Annotated in this window: 10 protein-coding genes; 6 read left to right on the top strand and 4 right to left on the bottom strand. The window is 69.6% G+C overall.

The features are described 5' to 3' along the window. Positions 1–41: 41 nt before the first annotated feature. A complete protein-coding gene (locus tag ACFWX1_RS14375; protein WP_378387283.1) occupies positions 42–1,484 on the bottom strand; it encodes an MFS transporter in 1,443 nt (480 codons plus the stop codon). A 101-nt stretch (positions 1,485–1,585) separates the two neighbouring features. On the opposite strand from ACFWX1_RS14375, the gene ACFWX1_RS14370 reads away from it, so the two are divergent. The 6 genes from ACFWX1_RS14370 to ACFWX1_RS14345 all read left to right on the top strand — a co-directional run bounded on the left by ACFWX1_RS14370 (position 1,586) and on the right by ACFWX1_RS14345 (position 7,409). Further along, positions 1,586–2,416 carry a helix-turn-helix transcriptional regulator gene (locus ACFWX1_RS14370; RefSeq protein WP_378387281.1) on the top strand — a complete coding sequence of 277 codons (831 nt, stop codon included), beginning with the start codon at positions 1,586–1,588 and terminating at the stop codon, positions 2,414–2,416. Positions 2,417–2,505: 89 nt separating this feature from the next. After that, positions 2,506–3,402, top strand: coding sequence for a hypothetical protein (locus ACFWX1_RS14365; RefSeq protein WP_378387279.1), 897 nt, complete (start codon positions 2,506–2,508; stop codon positions 3,400–3,402). 58 nt (positions 3,403–3,460) lie between these two features. Beyond that, the gene (locus ACFWX1_RS14360) at positions 3,461–4,585 is read left to right on the top strand and encodes a sensor histidine kinase (protein WP_378387278.1); all 1,125 of its coding nucleotides are present in this window, start codon (positions 3,461–3,463) and stop codon (positions 4,583–4,585) included. Continuing rightward, a complete protein-coding gene (locus tag ACFWX1_RS14355) occupies positions 4,582–5,250 on the top strand; it encodes a response regulator (RefSeq protein WP_378387276.1) in 669 nt (222 codons plus the stop codon). The genes ACFWX1_RS14360 and ACFWX1_RS14355 overlap by 4 nt, the downstream gene beginning before the upstream one ends. 246 nt (positions 5,251–5,496) lie before the next feature. Further along, on the top strand, positions 5,497–6,489 hold the full coding sequence (gene gmd / locus ACFWX1_RS14350; RefSeq protein ID WP_378387274.1) for a GDP-mannose 4,6-dehydratase: 993 nt from the start codon (positions 5,497–5,499) through the stop codon (positions 6,487–6,489). Then, a complete protein-coding gene (locus ACFWX1_RS14345) occupies positions 6,486–7,409 on the top strand; it encodes an FkbM family methyltransferase (protein ID WP_378387272.1) in 924 nt (307 codons plus the stop codon). The genes gmd and ACFWX1_RS14345 overlap by 4 nt, the downstream gene beginning before the upstream one ends. On the opposite strand, the gene ACFWX1_RS14340 is transcribed toward ACFWX1_RS14345, so the two are convergent. The 3 genes from ACFWX1_RS14340 to ACFWX1_RS14330 are packed head-to-tail and all read right to left on the bottom strand — an operon-like array spanning position 7,400 to position 11,719. Then, positions 7,400–8,209, bottom strand: coding sequence for a DUF1698 domain-containing protein (locus ACFWX1_RS14340; RefSeq protein ID WP_378325924.1), 810 nt, complete (start codon positions 8,207–8,209; stop codon positions 7,400–7,402). The genes ACFWX1_RS14345 and ACFWX1_RS14340 overlap by 10 nt on opposite strands. Next, positions 8,169–10,592 carry a glycosyltransferase family 4 protein gene (locus ACFWX1_RS14335; RefSeq protein WP_378387303.1) on the bottom strand — a complete coding sequence of 808 codons (2,424 nt, stop codon included), beginning with the start codon at positions 10,590–10,592 and terminating at the stop codon, positions 8,169–8,171. Before ACFWX1_RS14335 ends, ACFWX1_RS14340 begins: the two co-directional genes overlap by 41 nt. Next, positions 10,589–11,719, bottom strand: coding sequence for a methyltransferase domain-containing protein (locus ACFWX1_RS14330; protein WP_378387270.1), 1,131 nt, complete (start codon positions 11,717–11,719; stop codon positions 10,589–10,591). Before ACFWX1_RS14330 ends, ACFWX1_RS14335 begins: the two co-directional genes overlap by 4 nt. Between the last annotated feature and the right edge of the window lie 18 nt (positions 11,720–11,737).

Genomic DNA, 11,737 nt, shown 5'->3' with positions numbered 1-11,737 from the left:
GACCCAGAGTCCCTCAAGGAGGCCCCCACGGACCACCCCGGTCACCCCCGTGGGTCCGGAAGGCGCCGTGCGCCGACGATCACCGCCAGCACCAGCACCGCCTGCAAGCCGATCACCAGCACAAAAGCGCTCTTCATCCCCAGCGAATCCGGCGCGCTCAGCGAGGCGAACAGGCTCCCCAGAGTCGCGACGCCCAGAGCGAGCGACGTCTGCTGGTTCGTGGTCATCACGCCGCTGCCGACACCGGCCAGGTCGGTCGGGACCTTCGAGAGCACGATGCGGAACAGTGTGGTCATCGCGAGGCCGTTGCCGACGCCGATGAGCAGCATCGCGGGCGCGAGGTCCAGCACGTTCAGGTCCGGCCACGCCAGCAGCGTCGAGCCGATCAGCGTCAGCACGCCGAGCAGCAACAGCACTCCACCCGTCACGACGACCTTCTGGCCGAACCGTGCCACCAGGCGGCTGCTGATCAGCGACATCGTGAAGAAGCCGATCGCCATCGGGGTCAGCGCGAGGCCGGCGCCCATCGGGCCGAGGTGCAGCCCGCCCTGCAGCGTCATGGCGTAGACGAACATGAACGCGCCGAAGCCGCTGAAGAACGGGACGCCGACGAGCAGGCCGAGCCGGACGCTCGGCATCCGCATCACCGACGGCGGCAGTAGCGGGTGCCCGCCGCGCAGCTCCAGCCGACGCTCCACGCGGACGAACGCGAACGCGGCGAACGGAAACAGCACGAGCAGCGCGACTGTCCACAGTGGCCAGCCGAGCGCGTGGCCCTCCATCAGCGGGACGAGCAGCGAGAGCAGAGCCACGCCCAGCAGCACGGTGCCCCAGCGGTCGACGCCGAGCGGGTTGTGCGCACGGGTTTCCGGCAGCTTGCGCGCCAGGATCAGGCCGACGATGCCGATCGGGACGTTGACCAGGAAGATCGGCCGCCAGGACAGGTCCCACACGTTCGCCGCGACGAGCGCGCCACCGAGCAGCTGGCCGATGACGGTCGCGATACCGCCGGTCGCGCCGTACATGCCGAGCGCGCGCGAGCGGTGTTCGCCGTCGGTGCTGGCCTGGATGATCGAGAGCACCTGCGGCAGCATCATGGCCGCGGCCGCGCCCTGCGCGACCCTGGCGATCACCAGCGTCCCCGCGGTCGGGGCGAGTCCGCAGGCCAGCGACGTCAGCGTGAACAGCGCCAGGCCGATCGTGTACATCTTGCGCCTGCCGAGCGAGTCTCCCAGGCGACCGCCGACCACCAGCAGCACGGCGTAGGCGATGCCGTACCCGGCGACCACCAGTTCCAGGGTCGCGGTGGACGCCTTGAGATCCGCGTCGATGGTGGGCAGCGCGACGTTGACGATGAAGAAGTCGATGATGGTGAGTGCCGCCCCCAGCAGCACGGTGACCAGGCCGGCAGGGGTGAGGCCCGGCCTGACGGGTGTCTCGGCGACGCGGGTGCGCACCGCCGGGACGGTTTCAGTCGTGGTCATGGGTACTACGATCGACGACGTCGTAACCTGGTACCAGATAGTGTTTATCCGGGTATTGGGACTACCTGGTAACAGCATCGGGAGTATGGGAGCCTAGCACCATGACCACCGCCGTCGAAGAACGCGTGCGGCGCAACGAACTCGCCGCGTTCCTGCGAAGCCGTCGTGCGCGCATCACACCCGAGCAGGTCGGCCTGCCGACAGCCGGACGCCGCCGGACGCCGGGGCTGCGCCGCGAGGAGGTCGCGCAGCTCGCCGGTGTCGGGGTCACCTGGTACACCTGGCTCGAACAGGGCCGCGACATCAACGCCTCCGAGCAGGTGCTCGCCGCGATCTCCCGCACGCTGAAGCTGGACCCGTACGAGCACAAACACCTGTTCACCCTCGCCGGTGCGCCCGAGCCCAGCTACGAAAAGGAATGCAATTCGATCTCCCGTCCCGTGCTCACCATGATGGAGAAGCTGGAGCCCTACCCGGTGGCGGTGCGTAACGCCCGCTGCGATCTGCTGGCCTACAACCGCGGTTACACCTGGCTGATGGGCGACGTCGATTCGATCCCGTTCGAGGACCGCAACACCCTGGTGCAGTGCCTGACCAACCCGGAGTGGAAGGCGCGGATGCTCGACTGGGACAGCAACATCCCGCGCGTGGTCGCCAAGTTCCGCGCGTCGATGGCCGAGCACGTCGCCGAACCGGCGTGGAAGTCGCTGGTCAAGCGGCTGAAGGCGGAGTCCCCGCTGTTCGAAGAGCTGTGGACCCGGCACGACGTCAACGCCGAGCCGATCCTCTGCAAGCGGTACCTGCACCCCGAGGTCGGCCTGCTCAAGTTCACCTTCACCTACCTCTACTTCGGGCGGAATTCGGAGATCACGTTGTCGGCCTACACCCCGGCCGACGAGGAGACGGCGGCGAAGCTGCCGACGTCGTTCTGACCCTGACCTGGGCCGTTCCCTCCCGAGAGGGAGCCGGACGACGCCGCGGAGGGAACTGATCCAGCGTCGCGCGGACGACGCTTGCGGGTATGACCACCACACTCGCTCCTCCGGCACGGATGCCGATCCCGCACGCCCGGCTCGTCGCGTGCTATGCCGCGATCCTCGGCACTTTTCCTTATCTGACACTGAAGATCTCGTGGGTCACCGGCGGCACGATCGGCCTGCGTGATCCGTCCTTTGTGGACTCGCCGACGATGGTGTTCGCGAATCTGCTCACCGCCGGGATGGACGCGGTGGCGATCGCGCTGGCCTTCGCGCTCACCTACGCGTGGGGCCGCCGGATCCCGGCGCCGCTGGTGCTGTTCCCGGCGTGGGCCGCGACCGGTCTGCTCGCGCCGATCGTGCTGAGCAGCCCCGTCATCGGCGTCGACCTGCTCCGCTCGCCGACCAGCACGCTGCCGCTTCACGACTGGGTCTGGGCCGTGGTCTACGGCGGCTTCACCTGGCAGGGCCTCGCGCTGCTGACGGCGTTCGTCTTCTACGTCCGGGATCGCTGGCCCGCGCTGACCAGCTCGCGAACCCGTCCCGTCGGCACGGTGGGCCGGATCGCCGGGGTGGCCGCCATCGGGACGGCGGCGCTGCACTTCGCGTGGGCAGCCGGTTCGACGTTCGCTCTGGTCCCCGGGCGGACGGCGGGGCTTTCGGCGCGCTTCCTCGACGTCGTGGTCGGTGTGCTGACGCTGCTCGCCGTCGCCGCACTCCTGACGCTGCATCGCGGACGGCTCTGGCCACGGCTGGTCGTGGTGTGGACCGGCGCGGGTTCGATGGTCGGCTGGGGTTCGTGGATGCTGTTCACCACGGTCCTCGGCGGCCCGCTCGCCGAGGGCGCGACGCTGGTGCAGGCCGCCGTCTACGCCGTCCAAGTGACGGTCGGCGTGCTGGCGATGGTCGCGGTGCTGCGGCGGATACCGCGTACGGCGTAGGAGGAGAGTCGCTTGCGGACGGACGCGCCGACGCTCGGCGGCGGGTAGTTTTCGCGGCATGAGACCGGAGTGGTGGCAGAGGCGGAACCCGTGGGTGGGCCGTGTCGTGCGCACCGTGCTCATCCTGGGTTTCGTACTCGGTGTCACCACCAGCGCGTCTCACTGGCAGCACGGCGCACATCCGCTCACCCTGGCCGGGTACGCGTGGCTGGCCGCGACCGTACTGACGCTGCTCGTCGTCCACCGCTTCCCGCTCACCGTCTTCCTGCTGACCGTGACCTCGGCCTACCTCTACTACGCGAGCGCGTTCCCCGGTGGTCCGGTGATCATCGTCCCGACGATCGCGTTGTTCATGCTCACCCGGCTGCGGGGTCCGCTGACCGCGGGAATCACCGGCGCCGCGGTCCTGATCGCCGGGTACACCGCCTTCTTCATCCGCCGTGGCGCGCTGGAGATCACCGCGGGTTCGGGACTCGCGCTGGTGTGGATCGCCGCGGTCATCGGCGTCGGCACCGCGGTGCGGTACCAGTGGGCGGCGGTGCAGGCCCGGCGCGAGCAGGCCACCGAACACCGGCACCGGATGGCCGAGCAGGAACGGTTGCGCATCGCCCGCGAGGTGCACGACGTCGTCGCGCACAGCCTCGCCATGATCAACGTGCAGGCCGGGGTCGCCGCGCACGTCGCGGACCGGCGGCCGGAGCAGGCGAAAGAGGCGCTGCTGAACATCAAGGAGGCCAGCGCGTCGGCGTTGAAGGACCTGCGGGCGACGCTGGCGGTGTTGCGGTCCGGCGAGGACAAGGCACCCGCGCCGAGCCTCGCGCACCTGAACGAACTGGTGTGTCACGTCGAGGCGGCAGGCCTCGACATCCGGGTGCAGGGCGGCCCCGGTGAGCTGCCCGCGCCCGTCGACGGCGCCGCGTACCGGATCCTCCAGGAGTCGCTGACCAACGTCGTCCGCCACGCCGAGGCCGCAACCACTGTCGATGTCCGGTTCGAGCGGCGGGCGGGGGCGTTGCGGATGACCGTGCGGGATGATGGCCGGACCACGGCGGAACCGACGCCGGGACACGGACTGCGGGGCATGTGCGAGCGAGCCGCCGCGCTCGGCGGCCAGGTCACCGCGGGCGTCGTCGCCGGCGGCTTCGAGGTCCGCGCGGAACTGCCTGTGGAAGGTGAAGCATGACGATCCGGGTGGTTCTCGCCGACGACCAGGCCCTGGTCCGCGCCGGATTCCGGGTGCTGCTGGAGACCGAGGACGGCTTCGAGGTCTGCGGCGAGGCGGGCGACGGCGAGGAGGCCGTGGCGCAGGCCGTCGAGCACAAACCGGACATCGTGGTGATGGACGTCCGGATGCCCGGCACCGACGGCCTCGAAGCGACCCGCCGGATCACCGCGAACCCCGAACTGACCGGGGTCAAGGTGCTGGTGCTGACGACGTTCGACGTCGACGAGTACGTCTACGAGGCGCTCCGGTCCGGGGCGAGCGGCTTCCTGCTGAAGGACACCGACCCGGTCGAGCTGCTGCGCGCGCTGCGCGTCGTCGCCGCCGGGGAGGCGCTGCTCGCGCCGACGGTGACCCGCAGGCTGATCGCGGAGTTCGTCGGCCGCCCGGAGAACCGGCGGATCGACACGAGCGCCGTCCGCGAGATCACCGATCGCGAACGTGAGGTGCTCGGCCTGGTCGCCGGCGGCCTGTCGAACGACGAGATCGCCGCGCACCTGGTGATCTCGACGGCCACCGCGCGCACGCACGTCAGCCGCATCATGACCAAGATCGGCGCGCGGGACCGGGCACAGCTCGTCGTCCTCGCCTACGAATCCGGCCTGGTCACCCCGAAACGTGGTTAGCCGCGTTTGAACTGCAGGACGAGGCGGACCAGGAACACCACGGCCACCGTGGCGACCACGACGATCTGCCAGGCCATCTCGGCTCCTCTCATGGACGCATCGAACCGATGCTCCGATCAGAAGGCGTCCGAGGGTGGGACCACGTTGGCCGACACGACGCAGCTCACACTTTCGGGCTAACGACCAGGGCGGCACGAAACACCACGTAACGGCTCGGGGCGCGAGGAGGACGGCTATCCTGCTCGGGTGCGTCGTGCGTTGATCACCGGTATCACCGGTCAGGATGGCCAATATCTCGCAGAGCTGCTGCATTCGAAGAACTACGAGGTGTTCGGCCTGGTCAAGGGGCAGAACAACCCGCGGATCGACATGATCCGCGCGGAGTACCCCTACGTCGAGCTGGTGTCGGCGGACCTGCAGGACCTCTCCAGCCTCGTCGGCGCGCTGGAGCAGGTGCAGCCGGACGAGGTGTACAACCTCGGCGCGATTTCGTTCGTGGCGCTGAGCTTCAAGCAGGCCGAGCTGACCGCGAACGTCACCGGGCTCGGTGTGCTCCGGCTGCTGGAGGCCATCCGCATGGTCGGCGGGCCGGACCACAAGATCCGCTTCTACCAGGCGTCCAGCTCGGAGATGTTCGGCAAGGTCCGCGAATCGCCGCAGACCGAGGAAACGCCGTTCTACCCGCGTTCGCCGTACGGCTGCGCGAAGGTCTTCGGCCACGACATCACCGTCAACCACCGCGACAGCTACGGCCTGTTCGCCTGCTCCGGGATCCTGTTCAACCACGAGAGCCCGCGCCGCGGCATCGAGTTCGTCACCCGCAAGATCACCAACGCGGTGGCCCGCATCAAGCTCGGCCTGCAGGAGACCGTCGCGCTGGGCAATCTCGAACCGCGCCGCGACTGGGGTTTCGCCGGGGACTACGTCGACGCGATGTGGCGGATGCTGCAGCAGGACGAGCCGGGTGACTACGTCGTCGCGACCGGGCGGACGCACAGCGTGCGCGACTTCCTCAACGCGGCCTTCGGGCACGTCGGCCTCGAAGACTGGGAGCGCTTCGTCACCCAGGACCCGCGGTTCTTCCGCCCGGCCGAGGTCGATCTGCTCGTCGGCGACGCCACCAAGGCACGCGAGGAGCTGGGCTGGAAGCCCCAGGTCGACTTCGAAACGCTGGTGTCCATGATGGTGGACCACGACCTGCAGCTCGAAGCCAGAAAGGCCGGAATAGACCTCCCATGATCTCCTACGCGCAAAACGCGGAGGACGTGGTTCTCGCCCGGGTGTTCGCGGGCAGGACCGACGGTCGCTATGTCGACATCGGGGCCGGGTATCCGCTCCAGGACTCGGTCACCAAGCACTTCTACGACCTCGGCTGGCGCGGGCTCAACGTCGAGCCGGAGCCGTCGCTGTTCGACCAGCTGCGCAGCGAACGGCCCGAGGACGTCAACCTCGCGATCGCCGTCGGGGCGAAGCCGGGCAAGACCGTGCTGCACGTGGTCGAGGGGCAGTGGGGCCGGGCGACGCTTGACGACGATCTCGCCGCGCACTACCGCACGGACGAGGACTGGCCGACCCACGACGTCGAGGTCGACGTCGTCACGCTCGCCGAGCTGCTCGACGAGCATCCCGGCCCGCTCGACTTCGTCAAGATCGACGTCGAGGGCGCCGAGCGCGACGTGATCGAGGGCGCCGACTGGACCCGGCACCGCCCGCGAGTGGTCGTGGTCGAGGCCACCGAACCCGGCTCGCCCCAGCCGTCGCACGGCGAATGGGAGCCGATCCTGCTCGACGCCGGATACCGCTGCGCGCTCTTCGACGGGCTCAACCGGTTCTACGCCCCGGCGGACGACGAGGAGGCGTTGAGCCGCCTCGCCATCCCTGCCAACGTTTTCGACGACTTCGAGCGCTACGACGTCGCGCAGCTCCGCTCGGCGCAGGCGAACCGGCCCGGCGAGGTCGGCTACATCCGGCGTCTGGAAGAGGCGGTGCAGGAAGCGCAGCAGTCCCGCGCCGACCGCGAGGAGTACGTGCGGAAGGTGGAGACCGCGCTGGCCGACAGCCAGCGGGACGCCACCCGGGCGCAGCGGCGGGCCGCCGCGCTCGAATGGCGCATCGCCGAACTGGAAGCCGAACTGCGGGCCGCGCGCGCTCAGCGGTAGGCGTGCACGATCGCGGTGTAGGTCTCCGCCTCGCCGGGCGCCATCTGCTTGCCCTCGTCGGGACCGAGCGCGACCTCGATCCGGTCGAAACCGGCGGCCTGGCACCAGCCGGTCAGGCATTTCATGTTCGGCACCCACCAGTTCGTCGGGTCGCCGCGGAAGCCGTCGAACGGGTAGAACTGCGCGAACTCGCGGTCTTCGAAGCCGGCGATCTGCACGCCGTGCGTCGAGACGATCGCCATCTCGCCGGTCACCTTGTACAGCTGCCGCAGCGCGCCGATCGGGTCGACGAGGTGGTACAGCACGCCCGCGAAGAACACCACGTCGTACTGCCCGACCGAAGTGACGTCGTCGTGCGAGAAGTCGAGCACGATGTCCTCGACCTTGCTGTCCCGCAGGCGCCGCGCGGTGTCGAACCCGGCCTTGCCCGGCAACGTGTCCGGCCGCCACGCGCCGGGGACGTCGATGGCGTCGGGGACGTGCTCGCCGCGCTCCCGCATCCCGTGGATGGCGGCGTAGTAGGTCGGGAAGTCGATCGACCAGGTGTAGTGGTCGAGCGCGACGACTTTCTCCGCGCCCGCTTCTTCGGCGGCGAAGGAGTAGCGGCCGTCCCACGCGCCGATGTCCAGCACGGTGCGGCCGGTCAGGTCCGGGACCTGCCAGCTGTTCCACTCCTTGACGCTGAAGTCCGCGGGCTTCGCGCCCGGCGTGACGACGCCCTCGCCGACGTCGACGGAGTGGAACCAGAAGGGAACGGCGTCAACGGCTTCCTGCCGTGCTTGTGCGCTCAAGGCGGTCATGGTCCGACACGGTAGCCAATGCCCGATCGGGCCGTGACAGGTTCCGCTGCAGTTCGGTGAGCCGACGCGCCATCGTTGCCCCGACAGCCTCCGGACTGCACCGCGCCGCAACGGCTTCCGCGCCCCGGACACCCATGGCGCGACGCCGTGACCCGGACTCCGCGAGCCACCGCAGCCAGCGGGCGGCCTGATCGACGTCGGGCTCCGCCCACAGCTGGCCTTCGGTGTACCAGTCGCCGAACTCCGCGCCGAACCGGTGATCCCGCGCGGTGATGGGCCGGATGTCGTACCCGACGACGGCCGCGGCGCCGGGCGGCATGAAGTCGACGTTGCCGCCATAGCCGGTCGCGATCACCGGTTTCTCCATGGCCATCGCCTCGGCCATGCCGAGACCGAAACCCTCCGAGCGGTGCAGGGACATGTAGATGTCGCAGCTGGCGAGCAGACAGTCCATGTCCGCGCGCGACATCTGCCGCGACAGCAGCGTCCCGTTCACGCTCGCGACGGCCTGCGCCAGATGCGTTGCCAGCTCGGGGAAGCGGTCGAGGTCGTTGGCCTTGATGACCAGTTGTGCCTTGGTGCCCTGCTCTTCCGGAGGGAAGGCGCGACGGAACGCCTCGATGACACCCCACGGGTTCTTCCGCGCGTCACTGGAGGACGCGCTGAAGGTGTACAGCACCATCAGCCTGTCGTCCGGGATTCCGAAACGTGCTTTGTCGCCCGGGATGCCGGGCCGTTGCGGGACCACGCTCGGCACGACGGTGATCGGGATGTCGGTCGCGGTGCGGCAGGCATCGGCGACGTAGGTGGAGAGCACCCACAGCTCGTCGATCCGGGGGAGCTGCGCGAGCGCGTACTTCGGCATGTCCGGGAGTTCCCACGCCCACATCGCGATGGTGTAGCGATCGAGCGCGTGTTCCGGGATCAGCTGGAACTCGTTGACGTTGACGAGCCAGAAGTCGAGCGGGAATTCCTTGCCCCGGCGCAACGCGGCGATGTCCGGCGGGATCGGCACCGTCCGGTACGGGGCCTGGGAGTTGAACTCGGTGAAGGTCGCGTCGACGCCGGTGCTGGGCAGCGCGAGCGCCTGGACGTGGCGGCGGGCCGACTCGGAAAGGCCGGTCGTCGCCCGCGCGTCGGCGAAGACGTTCACGCCCAGCCGGGTTCGTTCGATCGTCGCCGGGCGGTGTCGCTCGATCGCCGTGAGTGCGTCCACATAGGACTGTGCGGCGACCGGCAGCGACGCGTTGTTCCGCATGTATTCGCGGGCTTTCGCCCCCGCGGCACGGAGTTCGTCCGGCCAGCACACGGCGCGTTCGAGCGCGTTGTACAGCTCCTGGGCTTCCGACGCCGCGTCCGTGGGAATCGTCCAGCAGAACGCCTCGTCGAAATGGCGGTGCTGCGGCAGATCGCTGGTGATGACCGGACGCCCGGCGCCGAACGCGCGCATCATCGTCGCGCTCGTTTCCCCCGCTGTCGGCCAGCGGAGATTGACGACGGCGTCGGTGGCGCTGATCAGCTCCTCGAACTCGGCCTTCTCCGGCGACAGGACAAAGTGGACGGAGTCGCTGACGCCGAGTTCGGCGATCGTGCGGCGGATGTCGTCCAGCAGGCCCGGTTCGCCGGGGTGGCCGGCGATCACCAGGCGCGCGTTCGGCCAGCGGCGGCGGAGCTCGGCGAAGACCAGCACCGCCACGGTCACCCGCTTGATGCCGACCAGCCCGCCGAACACCCCGAACACCACGTGCTCGTCGTGCCAGCCGTGCCGCGCGCGGGTCTCGGCGCGGCCGGAGTCGTCGCGGATCGGCGCCCCGGACGGGACGACGTGCACCGGCTTCTCCGGATAGCGGGCGCGCAGGAACCTGGCGGAGTGCGGGTCGTGAACCAGCACGCCCTTGCTGGCCGTCACCAGCCGGCGTTCCAGGGTCAGCGTGCCGTAGTCGATGGTCCGGACGCCGTCGACCTCGATCGCGGGCCAGCAGTCGAGCAGCGCGGGATCGGTGGGATGACCCCAGATCGGGCCGTGCGCGTACCGGACTTCCTCCTTGAACGCGTCGGTCGACGTGCCGCCGAACAGGCCCGAGTGGAAGTCGAGCAGCGACGGGTCGTGCAGCACCACGACGCCGGGGACTTCCAGCGCCCGCCGGTAGATCTTCGCGTGGATCCCGGCGTGGTTGCCCATGTGGTAGATGTTCAGCGCATCGTCCACTTCGGACGAATCCGGTGCGAGGAGCGGGACCCCGGCCGGAGTCTCGGCGTTGTCCGCGTCGTCGACCGCCGCGATCTCGATCCGGCCGGACAGCGCTTCGAGCAGTTCGAAGCTGTAGTCGGCGATCCCGCTGCGCTGGGGCGGCAGCGGGGTCCACATCGCGTACCGGCTCATCGCCACGCGATCAGGCTGTAGCGATCGCCCGCGCCGACGATTTCGACGTCGGTGAAGCCCGCGGACTCGGCGAGGAAGCGGAGGAAGACCGGGTGCAGCGGCTTGCGCGCGTACGGATCGACCCGGAAGTCGCCGTTCGCGTTGTCGTCCGCTGCCGGGGTTTCGACGATCAGCGTGCCACCGGGCTGCAACGCCGTCGCGGCGGCGTCGACGAACCGGGCCAGCGTGCTCGGTTCGAGCCGCTCCGCGTAACGGAACGCGGTCACGGCGCCGAGCGAACGCGCGGGCGTGGCGACCAGGGCTTCGAGTGCGTCGGCGTCCTCGATCCGCAGTCCGAGACCCTCGACGTGCCTTCGCACGAGGGAGTTCGCGGACGCGGCACGGTAGGGCAGGTTCTCGGCGCGGAGGACTTCCAGCCATTCGCCGCGTGCGGGCGCGACGTCGAAGACCGGGCCGTTCGCGCCGTTCTCGTGTGCCTTCCGCACCGCGGCGACGTACCGCACGCGTTCGCTGCGGACGTGTTCGGCGGGCCCGTCCAGCAGTTCGGACAGGGCGAGTTCCAGGAACGAATCGCGATCGGCGACGTCGGCGGCGGGCGCGGTCTCGGGACGGTTCGCGCGGACCTGGTCGAGGAAGCCGTCGAGCTGCGCGTGCCGGAGCCGGACGTCGCGGGCTGCCCCGGTCAGCGCGGCGATCTGCGCTTCGAGCGCCTTGATCCGCTGTTCCGCGTCCTCGCCGTGCTCGGCCGTCTCGGCGAGCCGGAGCCGGAGATCGCCCAGCTGCGACTCGATCCGGCCCAGCGACGAGAAGAGCCGCTGGTTGAGCCCGGCCATCAGGTTCTGGTCGCTGCGCTTGAGCAGCTCGACCTCGTGGGCCAGCTCGTCGTGGCTCACCCTGTCGACGCCTGCCAGCTCGTCGACCCTGGCACGCTGAACGCGGTCCACCTCGTCGAGGCCCGCCAGCGCCTCGTGGATCGCGAGGTTGGACTCGATCTGCCATTTGAGCTGGCGGCGCCAGAGGAACCGCAGGGCCAGCCTGCCGAGCAGATCGGTCCGCTTCAGCGGCAGGTGCAGTTGCTGGTGCTCACCGAGGCGGGCCAGCGCCTGTGCCACGCGATGTTCAGGCATGTGGTGTTCTTTCCGGAT

The organism is Amycolatopsis sp. NPDC059021, assembly GCF_042739895.1.
In the GTDB taxonomy this organism is placed as follows: Bacteria; Actinomycetota; Actinomycetes; order Mycobacteriales; family Pseudonocardiaceae; genus Amycolatopsis.
The sequence above is the reverse complement of the archived record's forward strand: the minus strand, read 5'-3'. Positions and strand labels throughout refer to the sequence as shown.

Coding starts and splice junctions, on each gene's coding strand:
- ACFWX1_RS14375 (WP_378387283.1), bottom strand. CDS start 1,484: ATGACCACGACTGAAACCGTCCCGGCGGTGCGCACCCGCGTCGCCGAG.
- ACFWX1_RS14370 (WP_378387281.1), top strand. CDS start 1,586: ATGACCACCGCCGTCGAAGAACGCGTGCGGCGCAACGAACTCGCCGCG.
- ACFWX1_RS14365 (WP_378387279.1), top strand. CDS start 2,506: ATGACCACCACACTCGCTCCTCCGGCACGGATGCCGATCCCGCACGCC.
- ACFWX1_RS14360 (WP_378387278.1), top strand. CDS start 3,461: ATGAGACCGGAGTGGTGGCAGAGGCGGAACCCGTGGGTGGGCCGTGTC.
- ACFWX1_RS14355 (WP_378387276.1), top strand. CDS start 4,582: ATGACGATCCGGGTGGTTCTCGCCGACGACCAGGCCCTGGTCCGCGCC.
- ACFWX1_RS14345 (WP_378387272.1), top strand. CDS start 6,486: ATGATCTCCTACGCGCAAAACGCGGAGGACGTGGTTCTCGCCCGGGTG.
- ACFWX1_RS14340 (WP_378325924.1), bottom strand. CDS start 8,209: ATGACCGCCTTGAGCGCACAAGCACGGCAGGAAGCCGTTGACGCCGTT.
- ACFWX1_RS14335 (WP_378387303.1), bottom strand. CDS start 10,592: ATGAGCCGGTACGCGATGTGGACCCCGCTGCCGCCCCAGCGCAGCGGG.
- ACFWX1_RS14330 (WP_378387270.1), bottom strand. CDS start 11,719: ATGCCTGAACATCGCGTGGCACAGGCGCTGGCCCGCCTCGGTGAGCAC.